The organism is Mesorhizobium sp. M7A.F.Ca.CA.001.04.2.1, from assembly GCF_003998485.1.
Classification (GTDB): Bacteria; Pseudomonadota; Alphaproteobacteria; order Rhizobiales; family Rhizobiaceae; genus Mesorhizobium; species Mesorhizobium ciceri.
Window position 1 is genome coordinate 138,428 of sequence record NZ_RZQT01000002.1, and the last position, 22,950, is coordinate 161,377.

24 protein-coding genes are annotated in these 22,950 nt (G+C 64.4%); 21 read left to right on the top strand and 3 right to left on the bottom strand.

Annotated elements, in window-relative coordinates:
• Positions 1–10: 10 nt before the first annotated feature.
• Both trxB and EN955_RS01470 read right to left on the bottom strand, forming a co-directional pair.
• Positions 11–949, bottom strand: a complete 939-nt coding sequence (trxB, locus tag EN955_RS01465; protein WP_032899518.1) for a thioredoxin-disulfide reductase — start codon at positions 947–949, stop codon at positions 11–13.
• A gap of 157 nt (positions 950–1,106) precedes the next feature.
• Complete coding sequence (locus tag EN955_RS01470; protein WP_024504884.1) at positions 1,107–1,874, bottom strand: glutaredoxin domain-containing protein; 768 nt, start codon at positions 1,872–1,874, stop codon at positions 1,107–1,109.
• Positions 1,875–2,383: 509 nt separating this feature from the next.
• Between EN955_RS01470 and EN955_RS01475 the strand changes: the two genes are divergently transcribed.
• The 21 genes from EN955_RS01475 (at position 2,384) to EN955_RS01570 (ending at position 22,326) form a co-directional block, all read left to right on the top strand.
• Positions 2,384–3,130, top strand: a complete 747-nt coding sequence (locus tag EN955_RS01475) for an SDR family oxidoreductase (protein ID WP_024504883.1) — start codon at positions 2,384–2,386, stop codon at positions 3,128–3,130.
• A 471-nt stretch (positions 3,131–3,601) separates the two neighbouring features.
• On the top strand, positions 3,602–4,999 hold the full coding sequence (leuC, locus tag EN955_RS01480) for a 3-isopropylmalate dehydratase large subunit (protein ID WP_245265389.1): 1,398 nt from the start codon (positions 3,602–3,604) through the stop codon (positions 4,997–4,999).
• A gap of 2 nt (positions 5,000–5,001) precedes the next feature.
• Complete coding sequence (leuD, locus tag EN955_RS01485) at positions 5,002–5,616, top strand: 3-isopropylmalate dehydratase small subunit (protein ID WP_024504881.1); 615 nt, start codon at positions 5,002–5,004, stop codon at positions 5,614–5,616.
• A 150-nt stretch (positions 5,617–5,766) separates the two neighbouring features.
• Entirely contained in the window at positions 5,767–6,609 is an 843-nt protein-coding gene (locus tag EN955_RS01490; protein ID WP_024504880.1) for a fumarylacetoacetate hydrolase family protein, read from the top strand.
• A gap of 81 nt (positions 6,610–6,690) precedes the next feature.
• Positions 6,691–6,975: a hypothetical protein gene (locus tag EN955_RS01495; RefSeq protein WP_196815412.1), complete on the top strand. Its 285-nt coding sequence runs from the start codon at positions 6,691–6,693 to the stop codon at positions 6,973–6,975.
• Between the two features lie 56 nt (positions 6,976–7,031).
• On the top strand, positions 7,032–7,925 hold the full coding sequence (locus tag EN955_RS01500) for a LysR family transcriptional regulator (RefSeq protein ID WP_024504879.1): 894 nt from the start codon (positions 7,032–7,034) through the stop codon (positions 7,923–7,925).
• Positions 7,926–8,138: 213 nt separating this feature from the next.
• A complete protein-coding gene (locus EN955_RS01505) occupies positions 8,139–9,242 on the top strand; it encodes an isocitrate/isopropylmalate dehydrogenase family protein (RefSeq protein WP_024504878.1) in 1,104 nt (367 codons plus the stop codon).
• A 24-nt stretch (positions 9,243–9,266) separates the two neighbouring features.
• The gene (locus tag EN955_RS01510) at positions 9,267–10,016 is read left to right on the top strand and encodes an SDR family oxidoreductase (RefSeq protein WP_032899540.1); all 750 of its coding nucleotides are present in this window, start codon (positions 9,267–9,269) and stop codon (positions 10,014–10,016) included.
• An 18-nt stretch (positions 10,017–10,034) separates the two neighbouring features.
• Positions 10,035–10,802: a hypothetical protein gene (locus EN955_RS01515; RefSeq protein ID WP_024504876.1), complete on the top strand. Its 768-nt coding sequence runs from the start codon at positions 10,035–10,037 to the stop codon at positions 10,800–10,802.
• 49 nt (positions 10,803–10,851) lie between these two features.
• Positions 10,852–11,907, top strand: coding sequence for an amidohydrolase family protein (locus EN955_RS01520; protein WP_024504875.1), 1,056 nt, complete (start codon positions 10,852–10,854; stop codon positions 11,905–11,907).
• 174 nt (positions 11,908–12,081) lie between these two features.
• The gene (locus EN955_RS01525; protein WP_024504874.1) at positions 12,082–12,753 is read left to right on the top strand and encodes an amino acid ABC transporter permease; all 672 of its coding nucleotides are present in this window, start codon (positions 12,082–12,084) and stop codon (positions 12,751–12,753) included.
• Between the two features lie 10 nt (positions 12,754–12,763).
• Positions 12,764–13,420: an amino acid ABC transporter permease gene (locus EN955_RS01530; protein ID WP_024504873.1), complete on the top strand. Its 657-nt coding sequence runs from the start codon at positions 12,764–12,766 to the stop codon at positions 13,418–13,420.
• A gap of 63 nt (positions 13,421–13,483) precedes the next feature.
• Positions 13,484–14,287: a transporter substrate-binding domain-containing protein gene (locus EN955_RS01535; protein WP_024504872.1), complete on the top strand. Its 804-nt coding sequence runs from the start codon at positions 13,484–13,486 to the stop codon at positions 14,285–14,287.
• A gap of 79 nt (positions 14,288–14,366) precedes the next feature.
• Positions 14,367–15,083, top strand: coding sequence for an amino acid ABC transporter ATP-binding protein (locus EN955_RS01540; RefSeq protein WP_032899517.1), 717 nt, complete (start codon positions 14,367–14,369; stop codon positions 15,081–15,083).
• A gap of 145 nt (positions 15,084–15,228) precedes the next feature.
• Complete coding sequence (locus EN955_RS35220) at positions 15,229–15,741, top strand: alcohol dehydrogenase catalytic domain-containing protein (RefSeq protein ID WP_024504870.1); 513 nt, start codon at positions 15,229–15,231, stop codon at positions 15,739–15,741.
• Between the two features lie 66 nt (positions 15,742–15,807).
• Positions 15,808–16,011, top strand: coding sequence for a hypothetical protein (locus EN955_RS35945; RefSeq protein ID WP_346016458.1), 204 nt, complete (start codon positions 15,808–15,810; stop codon positions 16,009–16,011).
• A gap of 280 nt (positions 16,012–16,291) precedes the next feature.
• Positions 16,292–17,005 (top strand): HAD-IA family hydrolase, encoded by a 714-nt coding sequence (locus EN955_RS01550; protein WP_024504868.1) that lies wholly within the window; start codon positions 16,292–16,294, stop codon positions 17,003–17,005.
• Between the two features lie 426 nt (positions 17,006–17,431).
• Positions 17,432–18,673, top strand: a complete 1,242-nt coding sequence (locus tag EN955_RS01555) for a sugar ABC transporter substrate-binding protein (RefSeq protein WP_024504867.1) — start codon at positions 17,432–17,434, stop codon at positions 18,671–18,673.
• Positions 18,674–18,757: 84 nt separating this feature from the next.
• Positions 18,758–20,311 (top strand): sugar ABC transporter ATP-binding protein, encoded by a 1,554-nt coding sequence (locus tag EN955_RS01560; RefSeq protein WP_024504866.1) that lies wholly within the window; start codon positions 18,758–18,760, stop codon positions 20,309–20,311.
• Positions 20,308–21,291: an ABC transporter permease gene (locus EN955_RS01565; protein ID WP_024504865.1), complete on the top strand. Its 984-nt coding sequence runs from the start codon at positions 20,308–20,310 to the stop codon at positions 21,289–21,291. The genes EN955_RS01560 and EN955_RS01565 overlap by 4 nt, the downstream gene beginning before the upstream one ends.
• A gap of 24 nt (positions 21,292–21,315) precedes the next feature.
• Positions 21,316–22,326: an ABC transporter permease gene (locus tag EN955_RS01570; RefSeq protein WP_024504864.1), complete on the top strand. Its 1,011-nt coding sequence runs from the start codon at positions 21,316–21,318 to the stop codon at positions 22,324–22,326.
• Between the two features lie 148 nt (positions 22,327–22,474).
• Here EN955_RS01570 and EN955_RS01575 read toward each other — a convergent pair.
• A partial coding sequence (locus EN955_RS01575) for an SDR family oxidoreductase (RefSeq protein ID WP_164756489.1) occupies positions 22,475–22,950 on the bottom strand: 476 nt, incomplete at its 5' end.

Here is a 22,950-nt window from a genome sequence, read left to right on the forward strand (position 1 = left end):
GCCGCAAGCATTACGAATGAGGGTGAGCGAGGAACCGTTCCGCTTCGATGGCGGCCATGCAGCCGAGGCCGGCAGCGGTTACCGCCTGCCGATAGACATCGTCGCTTACATCGCCTGCCGCAAAGACGCCCGGAACGCTGGTGCGCGTCGATCCAGGCTCAACCCAGATGTAGCCACCGGGCTTCTGTCGGAGCTGGTCGCCAAAGACCCGGACGGACGGGCTGTGGCCGATCGCGACGAACAGCCCGTCGGCAGGCAGGTTCTGCACAGCACCCGTTCTGGCATGCCTGAGGCGAATGCCTTCGACGGAGAGCGCCGGTTCTTCGTTGCCCAGAACTTCATCCACTACATGCTCCCAGACGACCTCGATTTTCGTGTCGTTGAACAGTCGTTGCTGCAGGATTTTCTCCGCTCGCAAACTGGCACCACGGTGCACGAGCGTGACCTTAGACGCATATTTGCTGAGGAATAGCGCTTCCTCGGCCGCGGTGTTGCCCCCGCCAACCACCACGACGTGCTTGCGGATGAAGAATATGCCGTCGCATGTAGCGCAAGCGGAGACACCGAAGCCGCGGAAACGCTCTTCCGAAGGCAGGCCAAGCCACCTGGCCTGGGCGCCGGTCGCGATGATGAGCGCCTCGGTCTCGTAGCGCTTGCCGGACGACGTGATTACCCTGAACGGCCGCTCGCTGAGATCGGCGGTTTCGACATGGTCAGTGACGATAGTCGCCCCGCAGTGTTCCGCCTGTTTCTGCATCTGCTCCATGAGCCATGGGCCCTGGACGATGTCGGGGAATCCCGGATAGTTCTCGACATCCGTGGTTACCGTCAGCTGTCCACCAGGTTGCGGCCCACAGATCAGCACGGGATTGCACAGCGCGCGTGCCGCATAGATGGCGGCGGTGTAGCCCGCCGGCCCCGACCCGATAATGATGACCCGTGTGCTCATTCGTTCGCCCAGGATTGCTGGTGGGTTTGCCCGGCTCGACGGTATTGCCCGCCCGCCTCGGTTATCCGCTGCCTCGCGCCCGCTCCGAAAAGCAGCGGTCCGACGTAGCCATCAGCTGGCATGGCGGGAGAGGCCGTCGTTGGCAACCGCGGCGGCGCTATTCCCAGAGGGCGACCGGCATCGGCAGACCGTCATAGAGTTTCGCGTCGACAGTCTTGGAGAGAGGAATATCAAAGCCTTCGAGTACCGCCTGCAACTGGCGCGTATGCTGCGCCGAGTGCCAGGTCTGGCGCTCAAGTACCTCCCAGCCCGAACGCACGCCATAATAAGTCCGGACGGTCCATAGGCAGGCGCGGTCCTGCAAGCCATCCCACCAGCCCGTCAGGGTCGCGATCGATGCGTCGGCAAAAGCAAGGATGTCGGCATTGTTCTTCATGTCATCAGGCGCGGGAAGATTGACGTAGTGCGCCCAATCCTCGAATTCTCCCGCGACGTTGCGGACGAACACGTCAGGTATCTGGAAGATGTGATAGGCAAGGCCAAGGACCGTTCGCTCCAGGCGGTTCGGAATGGGATGGTGGCCGAGCTTGTCCACCGGAATCTCCACGATCAGTGATCTCGCTACCGCGAGAAATTCCTGCCAGCGCCGATGGAGCTCTTCAGGCGGCAGTCGCTCGACGCCGTCTCGCTTCCTGCCGACGAACTCGGCGACCTGGTCGAGCGACTGGGCAAAGGTGAACTTCTCGCCGCGCGATACTACAGGCAAAGACTTCGCGCCGAGCTTGGCGAGGTCGGCTGCGCCTTGCTCGTTCTCGAGCAGGTTCACGGATTCGAACGGCACGCCGAGACTGGTCAGGAACTCCTTCGTCTTGACGCAGGCCGAGCATCCAGGCACCCAGAAAACCCTGATCGGATCGGTGTACATGTATAAATCTCCTGCTCTTGAACCGAGAATCCTGAAATCCTTCGACTTGCGTGCGGCGCGGCGGACCACGCGATCCCAGTCGGGATCAGCCGGCAAACTGTAGCGTCCCCGGATTGTCTCAAACTGTAGCGTCCCCGGATTGTCTAAAGCGTCGTGGGCAGCAACTGAAGACGCCATTCGGGAAGGGGGGCATCGTGATCGGCGATGTGCCGGGCCGCGGCATCGTCGGGCACGATGCTTTCCTTCCCGTTTGCGACTTTCGATCATGGAAGCCTGCTTTTAAGAGAGGCCGAGACTGGCGCCACGTCCGCGTCGGCGCTCTCGTCTGAACCATGAAGGGGCAAAGAGAGCATTCAATGCCGAGCAGCCGGTCAAACGCTATCAGAGCGGGGCATGCTCCATTTGGCCCGGGGGTGTGCCGGCGAAGATGAGCTGGGCTCCTACCACCCGCCGTTCCCGTAGGTTCTCACCACCAGACGGATGCGGGCGCCAACATTGAGGGATTGTGAATGCGACTTGCGGGTAAGACTGCGCTGATTACCGGCGGAACGAGCGGCATCGGGCTTGCTGCGGCGCGGACATTCGTCCGCGAAGGCGCGCGTGTGGCGCTCTGCGCACGCGACGGCAAGAAAGCCCAGGCGCTGGCAGCCGAGCTGGGTCCGGGCAGTGTCGGCGTCCATATGGACGTCTCCGACCTGGACTCCATCGCGGCTGGTGCGGTGCTTGCCTCGGAAGCGCTCGGAGGCATCGACATCGTCTTCGCCAATGCCGGCATCACCGTGTTCAAGCCGTTCGCCGACTGGACCGGCGAGGATTTCGATAAGCTTTTTGCTGTCAACACCAAGGGCCAGTTCTTCACGGTCCAAAAGGCAGCACCCTTCATGCGCGATTGCGGCGTGGTGATCCTGACGGGGTCGATCGCCGCCAAGACCGGTCAGCCCAATATGGCACTGTACGCGGCTTCGAAGGCTCCGGCCTTGGCCCTAGCCAAGGCGATTTCGGCAGACCTCTTGTCGCGCCGCATCCGTGTCTTCTGCCTGTCGCCAGGACCAACCAAGACCGCCGTGTTCACCAGCGAAGGACCGTTCGCCAACGGCGCCGAAAAGGCGCTGGCGACCGTTCAGGCACGCGTGCCGATCGGCCGCGCCGCCGATCCATCCGAGCAGGCGGAAGTGGCGCTTTTCCTCGCCTCCGACGCCTCGTCCTTCATGCTGGGCACCGAGATCGTCGTTGACGGGGGCAAGAGCCAGCTTTGAGATGACCGCTCGGCGGGCCTGTCCCTTGAAAGAGATGCGGCATCGTTAGGAGCCAGCTAACTGCACTGGCTTCCAAGCCCCAGGGGCCCCCCGTGTTGCTTGAAGAGAAGTAGTTTGGACGGTCTGTTCGGATCGACGCCCGTTGCAGGGAGTCGGGTTGGATGCGCCCGTGGACGAGCGTCGGGAGGGGAAGCTGTCCACCCGACACGCCTTGGCCAGAATCGATGGTGAGCCGATCAACTCGGTGCGACAATCGCCAGTCATCGCGCGTTGCGATGACACCCTTCCCAACAAAGACTCCTTGGGGCGGACGTCACTACGTTAGAAAATGGCCCCGAACGTATCGGCGGGCGCCATGCTACTCACCGGCTGCGGCTGAGCATCACCGCCTTTGGTTACTTGCTTCGTTTGATCTGCTTCCTATGGGAGAAAAATATGATGAGCTTAGGCCGGCCTCGCGCGGCTCTCACCATGCTGGACAAGATCTGGTCGCAGCACAGCATCCTCGACCGCGCGGACGGTGAGACGCTGCTCTATGTCGACCGGCATCTCATCCACGACGGTTATCAGCCAGCATTCGAGTTCCTGCGGGCGCGCGGCTTGCGCCCGAGAGCTCCTCATCAAATTTTCGGCACGCCCGACCACTACGTGCCGACTGACGTGCGTCAGGTTGCGCGCATTCCCAGCGCCGAGCGCCGCGGCATGGTCGAGTCGCTGATGGAGAACGCCAAGGAGCTCGGCTTCACCGTGTTTGAACTTGCCGACAGCCGGCAGGGCATCGTGCATGTCATCGGCCCCGAGCAGGGCATCAGCCAGCCGGGCATGACCATCGTTTGCGCCGACAGTCATACCTCGACGCACGGCGCGCTGGGCGCTCTGGCGTTCGGCGTCGGCATGACGCAGGCAACGCAGGTGTTGGCCACCCAAACGCTATGGCAGCGCAAACCGAAATCCATGCGGATTTCCGTCGAGGGCGAACTGGGCTTCGGCGTAAGCGCCAAGGACGTCATTCTCGCCATTATCCGTAAGATCGGCGCCGCTGGCGCGGTCGGCTATGTCATCGAATATGCCGGCTCCGCCATCCGTGATCTGACCATGGAAGGCCGCTTGACTGTCTGCAATATGTCGATCGAGGCCGGCGCGCGCGCCGGCATGATCGCGCCAGACCAGGTGACGTTCGACTATGTGAGGGGCCGGCCCTATTCGCCCTCGGGAGAAGCCTGGGACAAGGCGGTCGAGCGCTGGTCGCAGCTCGGCTCGGATCCCGACGCCGTGTTCGACAGGGAAGTCACACTCGACGCGGCCGAGATCGCGCCGATGGTAACCTGGGGCACGAGCCTTGAGGACGTCGCTCCAATCGACGCGCTAGTGCCAGACCCGGATCGCGCCAACACCGCCGAGCGCCGCGAAGCCATGTCGAAGGCGCTTACATATATGGGACTCGAACCCGGCACGTTGCTGGCTGAAATCCCGGTCGACCGGGTATTCATCGGCTCGTGCACCAATGGCCGGATCGAGGACTTGAGATCCGCCGCGGCGGTCGTCAAAGGCCGGACGGTCCATCCGAGAGTCGAAGCTTGGATCGTGCCTGGGTCTGGCCTGGTCAAGGCTCAGGCGGAGGCTGAGGGGCTGGACAGCATCTTCCTCCACGCCGGTTTCGAGTGGCGCGAGGCGGGCTGTTCGCTTTGCCTGGGAACCAATGGCGAGACCGTGGCTTCCGGCAAGCGCTGCGCCTCGACCTCAAATCGTAATTTCGTCGGCCGACAGGGCCGCGGCGCACGTACCCACTTGATGAGCCCGACCATGGCGGCCGCAGCCGCTATCACCGGCCACCTCACCGACGTTCGCCAGTTTCAGCGAGGAGAATGACCATGGAACCGTTCAAGTCGGTCACGGCGACAGCCGTTCCCTTTCCTGGCGTCAATGTCGATACCGACCAGATCCTGCCGGCGCGCTTCCTTTCGAAACCCCGCGCCGAGGGCTTTGCCCAATATCTCTTCCACGATCTGCGCTTCGACGACGGCGGCAAGGAGCGGGAAAATTTTGTACTCAACACGCCACCCTATCGCCACGGCGAGATCTTGGTTGGCGAAGATAATTTCGGTTGCGGCTCGTCGCGCGAAAATGCCGTCTGGGCGGTTGCGGACTATGGTTTCCGGGTTGTCGTCGCGCCAAGCTTTGGCGACATCTTCTTCTCCAACAGCTTGAAGAACGGTCTGCTGCCAGTGGTACTGAAACGCGACGCAATCAGCAGTATCATGATCCAGCTCAAGGAACAACAGGGGGCGACCATTGAGGTCGATCTCGCCGCACAGACTCTGACCGCCCCGAACGGAGCGGTCCATTCCTTCGAGATAGATGAGTTCTCCAAGCACTGCTTGCTAAACGGCATCGACGAACTCGACTACACGCTGTCACAGAAGGACCAAATCGATGCCTTCGAGAAGCGCCACGCGGCCGAGCAGGGCTGGACCGTTCCGGACTGATAAGCGCGAATGCCTTCATCGCCCAAATGGCAGGTTTGGCGTAGCAAGGAACTTGTTGTCTATCGGCCGCGACCTTCCGGCTTTTGCGGCCGCCACGACTGCCGACTACGTCTTTAGAACGAGAAGTCATGTCGAGGAGTGACCCCTAAAATGAAGTTGTTGCATTATGGCCCGTTGGGCCAGGAAAAGCCCGGAATGCTCGATAAGGACGGCCGCATCCGCGACCTATCTGGCAAGGTGGCCAACTTTGCCGGTAGTACGTTGCTTCCGGAAAGTCTTGACGCACTACGCGCCATCGACCCGATGACCTTGCCCTTGATCGAAGGCAACCCGCGCCTCGGTGCCTGCGTTGCCGGCACCGGCAAGTTCATCTGCATCGGCCTGAATTATTCCGACCACGCCGCAGAGACGGGCGCGACGGTGCCGCCGGAGCCGATCATCTTCATGAAGGCCACGTCGGCCATTGTCGGCCCCAACGATCCGGTCGAAATCCCGCGTGGATCACTCAAGACCGACTGGGAAGTCGAGCTCGGCGTCGTCATCGGCAAGACCGCAAAATACGTGTCGGAGGCCGAGGCGATGGACTATGTCGCGGGCTATTGCGTCATCAATGACGTTTCCGAGCGCGCCTTCCAGGCTGAACGTCAGGGCCAGTGGACCAAGGGCAAGTCCTGCGATACGTTCGGACCGACCGGCCCGTGGCTGGTGACCGCCGACGAGATCGACGACCCGCAGAACCTCAAGATGCATCTCGAGGTCAACGGGCGCAAATTCCAGGACGGCTCGACCAAAACGATGATTTACGGCGTCCGCTATCTGGTGTCCTACCTGTCGCAGTTCATGAGCCTGCTGCCGGGAGACATCATCTCCACCGGCACCCCTCCTGGCGTCGGCCTAGGCCAGAAACCGAACATCTTCCTCAAGGCAGGCGACGTCGTTACGCTCGGCATCGAGGGCCTCGGCATGCAGCGTCAGGAGTTCTACCAAGGCTGACAGGGGCACACGCCCTGCACAGCGGCAACGGTTCGGGAAACTCGGCTACGACAACGTCGCGGTGCGCGCGGGCGACGCACCATGGGCTGGCCGGACGCCGCGCCCTTCGACGCCATCCTGGTGGCGGCTGCCGCGCCCGCCCCGCCGCCCGCCCTGCGCGAACAGCTCGACATCGGTGGCCGGCTCTTGATCCCGTCGGCGAAGACCCTACAGCCAGCGTCTCGTCAGGACCGCACGAAGGGCAGCCGCGACCTACAGGGAGGAGGATTTCGGCGGCGGCCGGTTCCTCCCGCTCATCGGCGAACAAGGCGGGCCCGAAGAGGACTGACGCGCGGCGCCAACCGTTCCCAATCCGGCCGCGCTTGACGCTGCCGGATTGTCGCTTAAGGACTAGCGGTTCCACCCAACAAAGGCAGAACGGCATGTTCCATCCCGATTTCACGACGCTCAGAATCTTCCTTGCCGTCTACAATCTGGGCAACATCAGCAAGGCGGCGGCGCGCGAGAACATCGCGTCGTCGGCGATCAGCAAGCGCCTCCACTCGCTTGAATCGGAACTCGGGGCGCCGCTGTTCTATCGGCATTCGCGCGGCGTCGAGGCGACGCCCGCCGGCGAGATGCTCGCCAAGCACGCGGCGACCCTGTTCAGCCAGATCAACCGGATGACCTCGGAGATGAGCACCTTCGCCTCCGGCGTCGCCGGCCAGGTGCGCATTCACGCGCACACCTCGGCCATCGTTCAATACATGCCGAGCCAGATCGCCAGCTTCACCAAGGCCTATCCCTCGGTGAAGATCATCCTGGTCGAGGATTCGAGCCTCGGCGTCCTGCAGGCGACGATCGAGGGCCTGACGGACATCGGTATCCTGGCGGGCAACATGGCCTTCCCGGATGCGCTGGATGTCTTCGACTACAGGCACGACAAGCTGGTAGTTCTGGTTCCGGCCGGGCACCCGCTCAGCACGTCGGGCGGGGTGCGCTTTGCCGACACGCTCGGCTTCGACCATGTCGGGCTCGCCGTCACCAGTTCGCTCGGCACCCTGCTCGCGGGTGCGGCCGACGCGCTCAGCATGACGCTGAAGACGTGCATCGAGGTGAAGACCTTCGAATCGGCCGTGCGTATGGTCGAGGCCGGGCTCGGCATCACTATCCTGCCGGACGGCGTGCTGGCCGACAAAGTTGGCAACGACCGGGTCTGCGCCATTCCGCTGCTCGACGAATGGTCGACCCGTCCGCACGTCATCTGCGTCCGCAACGACCGACAGCTGACGACCGCGGCGCTGTTCATGCTCGATCACCTGCGGTCCGTCCCATAGCGGTGATCGCCAGCCGCCGCCGATCGTCGCTGTTTGATAAGGGGGGCCTGCCGAACCGATACTGTCGCGTCGGCGGCAGCCATCATAACGTCGCGCCGTGTTCACCAGCATCGGGTCCAGGATCGCAAACCGGTCTTCGGCAAGCGCGATGCATCCATTCAAAGCGTGGGCGTCCATCCCCGTCGGGGAGATACGGCGCTCCGGGAGAATTTCATGAGAGAGAACTCTTTTCGGCTCGCGATCATGCCGGGCGACGGCATCGGCGTCGAGGTTATGGAGGCGGCGACGGCGGTGCTGGAGGCGATCGAGAAGCGTCACGACATCGGCTTCAAGATGGAGCGCGTCAATGGCGGCGCCCGCCAGTATCAGGAGACCGGCGTCGCCATGACCGAAGAGGGATTCGAGGCGGCCGAACGGGCCGACGCCATCCTGTTCGGCGCCATGGGTTCGCCGGACATCCGCCATCCCGACGGCACCGAGCCAGCCCCCCAGCTCGACATGCGCTTTCGCATGAAGCTCTACGCGGGCCTGCGCCCGATCCGGGCCATTCCCGGCGTGCCGCTGGCTCTGGCTTCGCCGCGCGCTTCCGAGATCGATTTCGCGCTGGTGCGAGAATCGACCGAGGGGCTGTTTGCCTCGCGCGGCAAGGGCATCGTGACCGACGACAAGGTCGCCACCGACACGATGCGGATCACGCGCGACGTCACCGAGCGGGTGTCGCACTTCTCCTTCAAGCTCGCCGAGCGACGCGCCCGGCGGCGCAAGCGCAAGGGCACGGTGACGCTCATCGACAAGTCAAACGTGTTCCGGTCGTTCGCCTTCATGCGCAAGATCTTCTTCGAGGTCGCCTCGCAGCATCCCGACGTCACGGCGGCCCAGCATTCGATCGACGCCACCGCGCTCGACCTCATCCGCCGGCCGTGGGATTTCGACGTGATGGTCACCGAGAACATGTTCGGCGACATCCTGTCGGACCTGGGGGCCGGGCTCGTCGGCGGAATGGGCTTCGCGCCGTCGGCCGATATCGGCGACGACCACGCTTTGTTCCAGCCCTGCCATGGCACCGCGCCCGACATTGCCGGCCAGGGCATCGCCAATCCGGTCGCGATGATCCTGTCGACCGCCATGATGCTCGACTGGCTCGGCGCCCGCCATAGCAGCGAGGCCTGCCTGGAAGCAGCCGACGAGATCGAGACCGCCGTTGACGCGGCGTTTGGCGCCGGCTCGGTTCGTCCCTATGACATTGGCGGCAGCGACGGCACGGGCGCGATCGCCCGGGCGATCATCGAGCGGCTGGCACCGCGCGCCAGGGTCTGAAACGCCAGCTTCAGGGTGGAATTCATGGCACTATCTCTTCCCGAAGCGCTCGACCTCAGCGGCCAGCGCATTGTCGTCACCGGCGCGGCGAGCGGGATCGGCCGGGCGACGGCAAGCGCTCTCGCCAGCCTCGGCGCCGACCTGCTGCTCGCCGATGTCTCAAGCCTCGACGCGACCTGTGCCGATCTCATCGCCCACAACGTCGTTCCCGAAACGGTCCAGGGCGACCTCCTGACGCCCGGCGCCATAGCCCGGCTCTTCGCCTCCGGGCCGGTCCGCGCGGTCGTCCATTGCGCGGGCATCGTTCCGACGCAGATTCCCTGGGACCAGGACCCAAACTGGGAAGCCCGCTTCGCCCGGACCATGGCGGTCAACGTCCGGCTGCCGATCGAACTCGGTCACGCCGGCATCGCCCACATGGCCGGGAACGGCGGCGGCCGGTTGATCCTCATCGGCTCGCTGGCCGGCTGGCACGGCGGCACGCTGACGACGACGCCGCCCGATTACGTCACCTCCAAGGGCGGGTTGCACGCGCTGGTCCGCCTGCTTGCCCGCAAGGCTGCGCCGGGCGGCGTTCTGGTCAACGGCGTCGCCCCCGGACCGGTCGTGACGCCGTTCAGCGCCAACATCGACTTTCCGCGCGAAAACTTTCCGCTCGGACGCATGGCCACCGCCGAGGAGATCGCCTGGCCGATCGCCTTCCTATGCACGAAGGGGGCGAGCAATTTCTGCGGCGAGATCGTCAACGTCAATGGCGGCGTCTTCTTCGCCTGATGACGGGCCGTTGACAACATGAGCGACAGCTTCGATCTCGACCGCGCGGCAGAGGGACTGGCGAGCGCATGGCGCGCCGGTGCGCAGCCGGCCGGATTGCGCGCCGACGTACGGCCGCGCAGCCTCGCCGAAGGCTACGATGTCCAGGACCGGCTGATCGCGCTCCTCGGCCATGCGGTCGTCGGCTGGAAGATCGGCCTCGCCGGGCGCAACTTCTATCGCGGCGCCGGTCTCTCCCGCCCGATCTTCGGGCGCATCCTGGCGCCGCGCCGCCACGTCAGTGGCGAAGACGTCATCGTGCCCCGCGATGCCAGCGTCACTATCGAACTGGAGATCGCGCTCGTGCTGGCGTGTGACGCCGGACCCGTCGTCACCCCAGACCTGATCGAATCCGCGCATATCGGCTTCGAAATCGTCTCCTCGCGCCTTCCCGACCGCCAGCGCATCGGCGTACCGGCCACGATCGCCGACAATTGCGTGTCGCATGCGGTGGTCCTGGGCCAAACCGTCGATCTTGACGCGATCGGCGACATCGCCGCACATGCCGGCGTCACGGTCGACGGCCATTTGCGCGCCCGCGGCCTGCGCGGCGACGATCTGCCCGATACGCTCGCGGTGCTCGGCCACCTGATCGCGCATCTGCGCGAACGGGGACAGGTCCGGAGGTGTAGCGGCGTGGTCTTCACCGGCACGCTGACGCAACCGTTCGACGTCGCGGCGCCGTGCGAACTCGCCGTCACCGGCACGGGATCGGCATTGCGTTGCCGGCTTGTGCCCGCTCCGTGAGGCCGCCGGCTTCACGGTCCACGGACAAAAAATGAGACAGGGAATACCGATGCGTTCGTCCAGACTGCCCACCCGATACGGCCGTATTTTCCCGCCGGACGAAGCCTGGCTGGCGACGGCAGAGCCGGAGGTCATTCTCGACCCCGAATTGGAGATCATCGACACCCATCATCATCTCTGGGACCTTCGCACCACCAGCGGCCACCGCTACATGCTCGACGAGTTCCTCGCCGATGCCAACAGTGGCCACACGGTCGTCGCCACCGTTCACATGAACGCTTACGAATGGGATCGCGCCTTCGGCCCGAAGGAGATGCAGCCCGTCGGTGAGACCGAGGTCGCCGCCGGCATCGCCGCCATGTGCGACAATGGCATCTACGGGCCGATCCGTGTTGCGGCCGGCATCGTCGGCTTCGCCGACCTGATGCTCGGCGACGGCGTCGCGCCGGTCCTGGAGGCGCATGTACGGGCCGGCGGCGGTCGTTTCCGAGGCATCCGCCACTCAGGCGGGTGGGACGCCGACCCGATCATCGGCAACAGCTTTCCGGGCATCGCGCCCGGGCTTTACGGGCAGCCGCATTTCCGCGCCGGATTTGCCCGGCTCGTCGCCATGGGCCTATCCTTCGACGCCTGGCTCTACCATCCCCAGCTCGCCGACGTCACCGACCTCGCGCGCGCCTTTCCGGAGGCCAGCATCGTCATGGGCCATTGCGGCTGCCCGCTCGGCTACGGCCCCTATGCCGGCCGCAAGGACGAGGTCTTCGCCGCCTGGAAGGCGTCGATGGCCGAACTCGCCACCTGCCCGAACGTCTCGATCAAGCTCGGCGGCATGATGATGCGGCTTGCCGCCTACGACTACAACACCCGGCCCGCGCCGCCGACCTCGGCCGAACTCGCCTCCATGTGGGGTCCCTACATCGAGACCTGCATCGAACTCTTCGGAGCCGACCGCGCCATGTTCGAGAGCAACTTCCCGGTCGACCGGATGGGCATCGGCTATGCCGCCCTTTGGAACGCCTTCAAGCGCATCGTTTCCGGCGCATCCGACGGCGTGAAACGCGGGCTGTTTGCCGGCACCGCGAGGCGCGTCTACCGGCTGGATTGAACCGCCGCGCGGGCGGCGCCAGCCAACACATTTGGCGAGGTGGGGGGAACCGAACCGATAATATCTCTGCATCGCGCCGCCGGCTTAAGCTTCCCCGATAGGGAGGCGCGCGCGGTCGGCGGATCGGAGCGTGGCGGGCAGGCATTTCTGGAGCAGCCGGAAGTTAGGGAGGTCATGCAGTATCAGCTCCTATTCGCGCCCGTGTTCGCGAACATGGACCATCTTCTAACGGGCGCGTGGATCACCATCCAGCTCTCGTTCGTTGCCATGATTCTCGGCCTGATCGTCGGCGTCGTGCTGGCCTTTGCCAAGACCGGCGGGCCGCCCCCGCTGCGCTGGCTGATCGACGCCTATATCGAGCTCGTCCGTAACACACCCTTCCTGGCGCAGATCTACTTCATTTATTTCGCGCTGCCGGAATTCGGCATCCGCATGACGCCGAACACCGCCGCCATCGTGGCGCTGGTGGTCAATGTCGGCGCCTTCGCCACCGAAATCATCCGGGCCGGCATCGAATCCATCGCCAAGGGCCAGGTCGAGGCCGGCGTCGCGCTCGGGCTCAACCGCCTGCAGATCTTCCGCTACATCATCCTGAAGCAGGCGGTGCGTACCATCTACCCGGCGCTGACCAGCCAGTTCGTCTACCTGATGCTGTCGACCAGCGTCGTCTCGGTGATCTCGGCGACGGACCTGGCCGCCGCCGGCAACGACATCCAGCAGCGAACCTTCACCGCCTTCGAGGTCTATCTTGTCATCACCGGCATGTACCTCGTCATGTCGCTCGGCTTCTCCGGCCTGTTCCGCCTGATCCAGCGCCTCGCCTTTAACTATCCCTTAAGCCGGTAGGAGCGAGGTCATGATCCGCCCCTTCGGCATACAGGAATTCTGGTTCATCATTCTGGCTGTCCAGTGGACCATCGCGCTTTCGGCCGCCGCCTTTGCCGGCGGCGCCGTCGGCGGACTCGTGGTGGCGCTGGCGCGGGTGTCGAAATACCGGCTGCTCTGCCTGCCGGCGCTCGGCTTCATTCGCCTGTTCCAGGGCACGCCGCTCTTGATGCAGCTCTTCCTCACCTATTTCGGCCTGCAGATCATCGGCTTCGGCGTCAGCCCCTGGGTGGCGGCCGCACTGGCGCTTACCGTGCACGCCGCCGCCTTTCTCGGCGAGATCTGGCGCGGCTGCATCCAGGCGGTGCCGGAAGGCCAGAGCGAGGCGAGCTGGGCGCTTGGCCTGTCCTATTTCGATCGGATGAAATCGGTGATCCTGCCGCAGGCCGCGCGCATCGCCTTGGCGCCGACCGTCGGCTTCCTCGTCCAGCTGATCAAGGGCACGTCGCTCGCCTCGATCATCGGCTTCGTCGAGCTGATGCGCGCCGCGCAGATCATGAACAACGCGACCTACTCGCCGCTCAAGGTCTACGGGCTGGTGACCATCATCTACTTCTGCCTGTGCTGGCCGCTTTCGGTCTACGCCCGGCGCATGGAAGGGCATTACGCCGCTCTGGCGACACGCTGACGTCTCGAATTGTCCGGACCCTCGATGTCGGGGATCCATTTTTTGAAAGGGAGGATACACCTGATGACACTCTGGAAAAATGCTCTGACGTTCGTCGCGAGCGTCGCGGTCGCGGCGGCCGTCACCGTGATGCCGGCTTCAGCCCTGACCTTGAAGGAAATCAAGGACAAAGGCACGATCACCGTCGGCTCGCTGGTCGATTACCCACCCTTCGGCCTGCTCGATTCCAACGGCCAGGCCGTCGGCTACGATCCCGATCTCGCCAAGGAGTTCGCCGACAGCATCGGCGTCAAGCTGACCATCCTGCCGGTGACCTCGGCCAACCGCATCCAGTACCTGCTGTCGGGCCAGGCCGACGTGCTGTTTGCCACGCTCGGCATCACCGAGGAACGCCTCAAGGTTGTCAACTTCTCGGTGCCCTATGCCGGTCTCGAGCAGTTCGTCTATGGCGACAAGGATATCGCCATCACCGACAAGGCGGGCCTCGCGGGCCAGACGATCGGCGTCACCCGCGGCACCACGCAGGACACCGCCGTGACGGCAATCGCCGCGGCCGACACCAACGTCCAGCGCTACGACGACGACGCCTCCTCCGCGCAGGCACTGATCTCCGGCCAGGTGCCGCTGCTCGGCGTTGCCGACGTCGCGATCGGCCAGATCGAAAAGACGGCGCCGGACCGCTTCACCAAGAAGTTCCTGCTGCGCCAGCAGGCGCAGGGTATCGTCGTGCGCAAGGACTCGCCCGAGCTGCTTGCCGCCGTCAACGACTTCCTGAACGGGAAGAAGAAGGACGGAAGCCTGGGCAAGCTGCACGAGCAATGGATGAAGGCGCCGTTGCCGGACTTCATCGAAAACGCCGAGAAGTAGGTTCAGGCACGGCCGGCCGCAGGGAGATGTCCACGTGAGTTCAGAACAGGCGAACGCAACCGTCTCGCTCGCGGTGAGCATGGAAAACGTCGAGAAATACTACGGCGCTTTCCATGCGCTGAAGGCCGTCAACCTGACGGTCCGCACAGGCGAGCGAATCGTCCTTTGCGGCCCGTCCGGCTCGGGCAAGTCGACGCTCATCCGCTGCATCAACCAGCTCGAGCAGGTCCGCAGCGGCAGGATCGTCGTCGACGGCATCGAACTCACCGCGGGGCCGAAGAACGTCGAGGCGGTGCGCCGCAACGTCGGCATGGTGTTCCAGCAGTTCAACCTGTTCCCGCACATGACGGTGCTCGAAAACTGCACGCTAGCGCCCATGAAGGTTTCCGGCATCGCCAAGGCGAAGGCGGAGGAGACCGCGCGCAAATACCTCGCCCGCGTGCGCATTCCCGAACAGGCCCACAAATATCCCGCCCAGCTTTCGGGCGGCCAGCAGCAGCGCGTGGCGATCGCGCGCGCGCTCTGCATGAATCCCAGGATCATGCTGTTCGACGAGCCGACCTCCTCGCTCGACCCGGAGATGGTCAAGGAAGTCCTCGACACCATGATCGAACTGGCCAACGAAGGCATGACCATGCTCTGCGTCACCCACGAGATGGGCTTCGCCCGCCAGGTCGCCGACCGCGTCATCTTCATGGACCAGGGCGAGATCGTCGAGATGGGCGAGCCGGGCACCTTCTTCGACAATCCGAGGGAAGCCCGCAGCAAGGCGTTCCTCAGCCAGATCAGCCATTGAACATGGCGTGCGCCCTGTACTGAAGCGGCGACGGCAGATGCTGCCGGATACCAGGATTTGAACATCATGCGCGCCGTGGTTCTGCATGCCGAGAGAAGACCTGCGCGTCGAGGAAAGGGCCAGGCCCGAACCTGGCCCCTAACAGGTGCTGGTGCGGATCGCCAATGGCGGCATCTGCGGCTCCGACCTGCATTGTTACAACCATGGCGGCTTCGGGCCGGTCCGAGTGCGCGAGCCGATGATCCTCGATCACGAGATTTCCGGGCATGTCGCGGCGCTCGGCGCCGGTGTCGTGGGAGTGCAGTTGGGCGCGATGGTCGCCGTCAGTCCGTCGTCGCCCTGCGGCCCTTGCGGCTTCTGCCGCAGCGGCCAGCCGATCCACTGTTCCGACATGTGCTTCCTCGGCAGCGCGATGCGCACGCCGCTCGTGCAGGGCGGGTTTGCCGACTACATCGTCTGCGACGCCGCCAAGGCCGTCGCCATGGCTGCCGGCGTCGACGCCGCGATCGGCCTCCTCCTCCTGCTTTCGGCGCGACTGGCGCGCGCGAAGTGGTGGTCACCGACATCCTCGACAAGCCGCTCGCCCTCGCCCCTTCGCTCGGCGCCGACCATACGGTCAACGTCGGGCGGTCGGGCCGGATGCGCTGGCCGGCTATGAGTCCAACAAGGGCTATTCGACGTCGTCTTCGAGGTCGCCGGCCAGTCGCTGACCATCGCCCGGGCACTGCGCGCGACACAGCCGCGCAGCACCATCGTGCTCGTCGGCCAGGGCGCCGTCCCCGAACTGCCGATCTCGACCATCGTCGGCAAGGAACTGGTGCTGCGCGGCAGCTTCCGCTTCGCAGGCGCGTTTTCTCGCCGCCAAGCTCATTGGTTCGGGCCGGATCGACGTGGCGCCGCTGCTCAGCGCGACCATGCCGGTCACTGATGCCAATGACGCCTTCCTGCTGGCAGGCGACAAGAGCCGGGCGATCAAGGTACAGATCGCCTTCGCCTGAACGCAGTCGTCGCGCGGCGATCGCCTTCCGCCGCGCGACGCAGGCTGCCGCCACGTTCCGCGAGGTGGGGGGTGCCCAACGGATACTTTCCTTGGCCGGGCTCTCCGTTAGTTTCGATGGGAGGAAGACCCTCGATACGATGCGCCTCATAGCACGCACCGCGAAACCCGCCGGTGCTCCCCTTTTTCCAAATTCTAAGAGAAGACCGCCATGTCCAGCAAGAAACCCGTAGCCATCGTCTTCGACACATTCGGATCCGTGGTGGACTGGCGCGGCAGCCTGGTCGCCGAAATGAAGGAACTCGGTGGCAAGCGCGGCGTCAACGGCGACTGGGCCGCCGTCGCCGACGCATGGCGCCACGGCTATCACCGGATGCTCGATGAAGTAACCACGGGCACGCGGGACTACGGCCTCCTCGACGACCTGCATCGCGAACTGCTCGACGAGGCCATGCGCGATGTTGGCGTCACCGGCTTCAGAGAGGACGACCTGCGCGACATCAACCTCGGCTGGCATCGCGTCAAGGCCTGGCCGGATGCCGTGGCGGGCCTGACGCGGCTGAAGACCAAATACATCGTCGGCTCGCTTTCGAACGGCAACGTGCGCCTGCTGGTCGACATGGCCAAGGGCGCGAACCTGCCGTGGGACGTGGTCTTCGGCTCCGACATGTTCTCACGCTTCAAGCCGCATCCCGACACCTACCTGGGCAGCGCCCGGCTGCTCAATCTCGAACCGGGCGAGGTCATGCTGGCGTCGGCGCACAATGGCGACCTCGCCAACGCGCGCAAGTACGGTTTGATGACCGGCTTCTTCCTGCGTCCCACCGAATTCGGCCCCAACCAGGCGATCGACCTTGCCGCCGAGGCGGATTGGGATGTCATCGCCGACGACATCGAGGACATGGCCACCAAGCTCGACACCTGACGGTGGCGGTCGCGCCATTGGCGCCGGCATTCTCCTTCTCGGTCGTCCTAGGCTCGCCCGCTTCCTACCTCATCCTGAGCTTGTCGAAGAACACTGTCCCGATTGCGAAGGCAGGGCGTGGTGACGACAAAGCGCGGCCATCCCTCCACCCGAATATCACCGTTTCCTCGCCGTTCGCGATGCCGACATGGTGAACAACGATTTGAGCCCTCTTGCCGGGGCGGCTAGGACTTCGGTTGGGGATTTGCCTTAGGACAGTGCTCCCAGGCAATATTTGTTCGGCTGCATGCTTCTATAATTCATCACCCCTATCACCGAATAGCTTCAGCAAACGAATTGGAGGTCTTCTTTCGCAGCAGGGAGGCAATGCCGGTACCCCAGGTACCGCATTCGCGAATGGCAGGAAGAGTTTGGAGGAGGAATTCAATGAAGAAATATATAGCGGCAGCTTTATTCTCGCTGTCCCTGGCATTTGCCGCGACGGCCCAGGAAGCCGCGCGACCGGACTTCATACCCGAGGCCGACTGGGGCAAGATCAAGGGTCTCATAGATCCGAGCCGTGTCCAGTGGCAGCCTTACAAGGGGATCGCCGTCAAGCAGGACGGGTCGCCCTACAAGGTGCTCTATTTGCCGGTGTGGATGGGCGACGACTACCAGGTCATCGCGCAGCATCTCCTGCAGACCCAGCTCGAGGAAGCCGGCGCGACCTTCACCACGAGCTCGGCCGAATTCGACGTGCCGACGCAGACGCGCCTGATGGAAGACGCCATCGCCACGCACGCCTACGACGCGATCGTGCTGCATCCCATCGACCCGACCTCCATGGCCACCACCATCGACAAGGCCATCGCATCCGGGATCGACGTCTACAACTGGGTGCTTCCGGCCAACACCGACAAGCTCACCGGCTTTGCCGGCTATGATGCCGACACGATGGAAGGCAACGGCCAGATCGGCGTGAAATTCTCCGAACTCGCCAAAACGGCGGGCGCTACCGCCGAGAAGCCTTATCGCGTGCTGGAGATCTGGGGCGCACGCGCCCTGCCGATCTGCCAGGCCCGTCACCACGGCGTCGGTCTGGGGCTGGCGGGAGATCCCGCCGTCGAGATCGTCGAATCTGTCGACACGTCCGGCCAGCCGGAGTCGGTGATCAAGGCTATCCAGGATGCCTTTGCCCGCTATCCCGACATCAAGGCCATCTATCCCCAGTTCGGCGATGCCGGCGCCATCACAGAGGGCCTGCGCTCCGTCGACCGTCTGGCGCCCGCCGGCGATCCGAACCACGTCGTCGTCATCCTCCAGGATATCGACAAGGCGATGCTGGCACCTTTGCGCGACGGCACCTTCGACTTCACGGTGTCGAACAACCCGTGGCACCAGATCGATGTCGTCGTGAAGCAGTTCCTCTGGCACACCGTGCTCAAGCAGCCGTTGGGCGACGGCGATGCCAATTCCGGAACGGTCAAGCTGCCGCGCCGGGTATTGCTGCCGATGCCGCTCCTGACGGGTGCGACGATCGACACGGATGCAGCGCATATGTGGGGCGGAACCGTCGCCTTCACCGACATGCCGCTCGGGAAGTGGAACTACTGGCCAGTCCTCGACACCAAGGAGATCGGCCTCCCCGTCCCGACGCTCGCCGACCGCAAGAGCCTCCTCGGCTATTGAGGCGCATCCGTTCGTCGCGCGGGTGGCTGCAATTCCACCGCGCGACAGACGCCGGGCGGTATCCAGGGAACAGGTGAGACACGCGTGGGTGACATCGTCCTGAGCATGGTGGGCATCACCAAGTCCTTCGGGAGCATCAAGATTCTGAGGGACGTGGCGCTCGAATTGCGCGCCGGCGAGGTCCACGCCCTTCTCGGCGAGAACGGCGCCGGCAAAAGCTCATTGATGAAGATCCTCATGGGCGTGCTGCGGCCCGACAGCGGCGAATACACGGTGCGCGGCAAGCAGGCCCAGTTTTCCAATCCATCCGAGGCGCAGCGCAACGGCGTCTCGATGGTCTATCAGGAGTTCGGCCTGGTCCAGTATCTGAGCGTCACCGAGAATATCCTTCTCGGCCGCCTGCCCGCCCGCTGGGGCAAGGTCGACTGGCCCAAGGCGCGCCAAGAGGCCGCGCAGATCCTGCAGCGGCTGGGCAGCAGAGTGTCGCCCGATGCCACGGTTGGCGACCTGAAGGTGGCCGACCAGCAGGAAGTGGAGATCGCGCGCGCCCTCTCCTACGATCCGGCCGTCTTCATCATGGATGAGCCGTCCTCCGCCTTGTCGCGCGTCGAGATCGACAATCTCTATGGCCTCGTCAGGGTGCTCAAGCAGCGCGGCGTCGCCATCGTCTACATCTCGCACAAACTCGAAGAAGTCTTCGCGCTCGCCGACCGGGTGACGATCCTGCGCGACGGCGCCGTCGTCAAGAGCTGCGGCATCGCCGAAATCGACATGGCGACGCTGGTCGAGCGCATGACCGGCAAGCCGGTTGACAGCACATCAACGTTGCGGCAGGCGGCCGGACCGGGCGCCGGCAGGCTCCTCGAACTCTCCGGATTTTCCGCCGACGGCCTGTTCGAAGGAATCGACCTGACCATCGCGAAGGGCACCATCGTCGGCATCGCCGGCGTGATCGGCGCGGGCAAGAGCGAACTCGCGCGCGCCATCGTCGGTGCGCTGCCGGACGGAACCCGTGTCAAGGGCGGCCTTCACTTCGATGGCGTGGCGGTGAACGTCGCCACGATGACGCCGAGCAAGGCGCGCCGGCTCGGCATCGGCTTCGTCAGCGAGGATCGCCAGGCCGAAGGCATCGTCCAGGAGCACTCGGTCGGCTTCAACATCGTGCTGCCGGCACTGAGCCGAGTGACGACTGCGGGCGTGCTCGTCGGCCGCCGGGTGCGCGGCCTGGTGGCCCGAGTGATGGACGATGTGGGGCTGCGGCCGCGCGAACCGGGCAAGCTCGTGCGACTGCTCAGCGGCGGCAACCAGCAGAAGGTGGTCATCGGCAAGTGGATCGCCGCCGGTTCGAAGCTCCTCATTCTCGACGAGCCGACCCGGGGTATCGACGTCGGCGCCCGCCAGGAGATCTACGACGTCATCCGCAGTCAGGCGCGGGAGCGGGGCGTCGGCGTTTTGCTGCTGTCATCCGACATGCGCGAGATCATGGTGGCGTCGGACCGCATCCTGATCATGGCGCAGGGCCGGATCACACGCGAAGTCGCGCCCGATCGGGTCAGCGAGCGCGACTTGCTCGAAATGGTGCTCGTGCGCGGCGACAAGGGCGCCGATATCGCTGGCGTGCCGGAGGCGCACGGATGAAGAGCTTCCTGCGCAACGACAACGTGCTGCGCGCGCTGATGCTCGTGGCGCTGATCGTCGTGTTCGGCCTCTTAACCGGAGGCGTTACCTACAGTGCGCGCGGGCTGTCCAACATCCTGCTGCAGAGCTCCATCATCGGCATAGCCGCTATCGGCCAGACCTTTGTCATCCTGACGGGAGGCATCGACGTGTCGCTCTACGGCATCGGCGTCTTCGCAAGCGTACTTGGCGCTTCCACGCTGACCAGCCGCTTCGACCTCAACATGGTCGGCGGCGATCCTTGGCCAGTTCCCGTCGGTATCGCGATTATCCTGCTCGTCGGCATCGTGATGGGCGCCGTCAACGGCCTGCTGGTCGCGCGGCTGCGCGTGCCCGCGCTGATCGCGACGCTCGGCATGTGGCAGATCGGCCTGGGTCTCGCCCAACTCGTCGGCGGCGGCTACACGATCACCGATCTGCCTTCGAGCCTTAGCATGCTGGGACAGGGCTCGATCCGGGGCGTGCCCGTGCCGGTCATTGAGATGCTCCTGCTCTTCGCGCTGGCGCATTTCGTGCTCAGCCACACGTCCTTCGGCCGGGCCGTCTATGCCGTCGGCGGCAATTCCGCCAGCGCGTATCTCTCCGGCATCAAGGTCCGGCGCGTGCAGTTCCTCGTCTTCGTGATCTCGGGACTGATGGTCGCACTCGCCGCCCTGTCGATCGAATCGCGGATGATGTCGGTCTCGATCAGGACGCTGAGCGGGCTGCAGCTCGACAGCATCGCCGCTGTCGCGATCGGCGGCGTCAGCATCTATGGCGGCCGCGGCACCGTGCTCGGCGTGTTGTTAGGGACACTGATCCTCGCCGTCATCGACAGCGGCCTCGGCGCCATGGGCGCCAGCACCGACGTCCAGAACACGGTCAAGGGTGCGGTCATCATCCTGGCGGTGTCGATCGAATTCTTCCGCCGCCGCGAGCGGCCAACCCGCATCACGGCCTGACATGCAATTGCGGAGGCAACCAGAGTGATCGTCGACCAACTTCGGGAAGCGAATACCGGGCCGGGCCGCCGAGGCTTTGGCTTCGGCGTACTGACCAGCGACGACTTCGTGCGCCTGCTCATCCTCGCCGCCTTGATCGCGGGGTTCGCAATCGTCACGCGCGGCGCCACAATCGGCACCGAAAACCTCGCGAACGTGCTGATCCAGTCGTCCATCCGAGGCATTGCCGCCTGCGGGCAGGCGTTCGTGGTGCTCACGGTAGGCCTCGATCTCTCGGTGAGCGGCATCGTGGCGGTGACGCTGATGGTCGGCGGCAGCCTCGTCACCACCAACCCGCAATTCAGCCTTCTCGGCGTCGCGATCTCTCCCCTTCTCGCCATCCCGGTGATGCTCTTCGTTGGCGTCGCGTTCGGCACCGCCAACGGTTTCCTCGTGGCACGGCTGCGGTTGCCATCCCTGATTGTGACGCTTGGCGTCTGGCAAATCGGCGTCGGGCTCGCCTATCAGGTGACCGGCAGTGGCTTCGTCGACAGCATCCCCTCGAGCATTGCCTTCATCGGCCAGGGCAGCCTGCTCTACGTGCCCAACCCGGTCATCCTGTTCTTCGCGATCGTGGCGCTCAGCTATTTCGTCCTGCACCGGACCGCTTTCGGGGCCGAAATCTACGCCGTTGGCGGCAATTCCCGATCGGCTTTCATCAGCGGCGTGCGCGTGGTGCGCGTGCGCATCATCGTGTTCGCCATTGCCGGCAGCTTCTATGCGATCGGCGCCGTAATCAGCATGTCGCGCTACATGAGCGCCACGATGGCGCAGACGACCGGCCTCGAACTATCGACGATCGCCGCGGTTGCCATCGGCGGCGTCAGCCTGTCGGGCGGCAAGGGCAGCATCGTCGGCGTGCTGCTCGGTACGCTGATCATCGGCGTCGTCGACAATGGGTTGAGCATCACTGGCGTCGGACCCGCCCAACAGGCGATCCTGAAAGGCGCCATCATCATCTTCGCAGTGATGCTCGACGGCTTTTCGCGACGCTGATGGCGCGCCCGGCTCGCCGCCGATCCGATCAGAACACCGCCCGCCAAACCTCGGGCACGAAGGCTTACGAGCGCCGTTCCTGAAATCGCGCTCTCATTCCGGGGTTCGCCTGTCCGGCATCCAGATCATGCGACCCTCCAGCAGGTTCTTAGTCCGCAGTCCAACCGCCGTCGATGATCATGGACGATCCCGTCATGAGAGAGGATGCATCGGACGCCAGGAAGACAACCGCCCCGGTTATGTCGTCGACATGACCGATGCGGCCAAGCTTTATCTTGGACAGCACCTCCGCCCTGAAGGCCTCATTCTTGAGAAAATTCTGAGCGAGCGGCGTTTCGACAAACGTCGGGCAGACGGTGTTGACACGGATCTTGTATGGAGCCAGATCTATTGCCGTAGCCTTGGTCATCCCCTCCATCGCCCATTTAGAGGCGCAGTAGACGCTGCGCGTCGCGGCACCGACATGGCCCATCTGCGACGACATGTTTATGATGCTACCACTCACGCCTTGCTCGACCATGCGTCGCGCGACGATCTGCGCAACAAAGAAGGAAGCACGCAGATTGAGGCCCATGATATCATCGAAATCGGCCTGCGTTACATCAAGGAATGGGTTGGTGCGGT

Excerpts from the sequence above, each read along its gene's own strand:
- EN955_RS01515 (WP_024504876.1), top strand. The coding sequence starts at position 10,035 with ATGAGCGACAGCTTCGATCTCGACCGCGCGGCAGAGGGACTGGCGAGC.
- leuD (WP_024504881.1), top strand. The coding sequence starts at position 5,002 with ATGGAACCGTTCAAGTCGGTCACGGCGACAGCCGTTCCCTTTCCTGGC.
- leuC (WP_245265389.1), top strand. The coding sequence starts at position 3,602 with ATGCTGGACAAGATCTGGTCGCAGCACAGCATCCTCGACCGCGCGGAC.
- EN955_RS01555 (WP_024504867.1), top strand. The coding sequence starts at position 17,432 with ATGAAGAAATATATAGCGGCAGCTTTATTCTCGCTGTCCCTGGCATTT.
- EN955_RS01520 (WP_024504875.1), top strand. The coding sequence starts at position 10,852 with ATGCGTTCGTCCAGACTGCCCACCCGATACGGCCGTATTTTCCCGCCG.
- EN955_RS01470 (WP_024504884.1), bottom strand. The coding sequence starts at position 1,874 with ATGTACACCGATCCGATCAGGGTTTTCTGGGTGCCTGGATGCTCGGCC.
- EN955_RS01500 (WP_024504879.1), top strand. The coding sequence starts at position 7,032 with ATGTTCCATCCCGATTTCACGACGCTCAGAATCTTCCTTGCCGTCTAC.
- EN955_RS01475 (WP_024504883.1), top strand. The coding sequence starts at position 2,384 with ATGCGACTTGCGGGTAAGACTGCGCTGATTACCGGCGGAACGAGCGGC.
- EN955_RS01505 (WP_024504878.1), top strand. The coding sequence starts at position 8,139 with ATGAGAGAGAACTCTTTTCGGCTCGCGATCATGCCGGGCGACGGCATC.
- EN955_RS01535 (WP_024504872.1), top strand. The coding sequence starts at position 13,484 with ATGACACTCTGGAAAAATGCTCTGACGTTCGTCGCGAGCGTCGCGGTC.
- EN955_RS01495 (WP_196815412.1), top strand. The coding sequence starts at position 6,691 with ATGGGCTGGCCGGACGCCGCGCCCTTCGACGCCATCCTGGTGGCGGCT.
- EN955_RS01530 (WP_024504873.1), top strand. The coding sequence starts at position 12,764 with ATGATCCGCCCCTTCGGCATACAGGAATTCTGGTTCATCATTCTGGCT.
- EN955_RS01540 (WP_032899517.1), top strand. The coding sequence starts at position 14,367 with ATGGAAAACGTCGAGAAATACTACGGCGCTTTCCATGCGCTGAAGGCC.
- EN955_RS01490 (WP_024504880.1), top strand. The coding sequence starts at position 5,767 with ATGAAGTTGTTGCATTATGGCCCGTTGGGCCAGGAAAAGCCCGGAATG.
- EN955_RS01525 (WP_024504874.1), top strand. The coding sequence starts at position 12,082 with ATGCAGTATCAGCTCCTATTCGCGCCCGTGTTCGCGAACATGGACCAT.
- EN955_RS01565 (WP_024504865.1), top strand. The coding sequence starts at position 20,308 with ATGAAGAGCTTCCTGCGCAACGACAACGTGCTGCGCGCGCTGATGCTC.
- EN955_RS01550 (WP_024504868.1), top strand. The coding sequence starts at position 16,292 with ATGTCCAGCAAGAAACCCGTAGCCATCGTCTTCGACACATTCGGATCC.
- EN955_RS01510 (WP_032899540.1), top strand. The coding sequence starts at position 9,267 with ATGGCACTATCTCTTCCCGAAGCGCTCGACCTCAGCGGCCAGCGCATT.
- trxB (WP_032899518.1), bottom strand. The coding sequence starts at position 949 with ATGAGCACACGGGTCATCATTATCGGGTCGGGGCCGGCGGGCTACACC.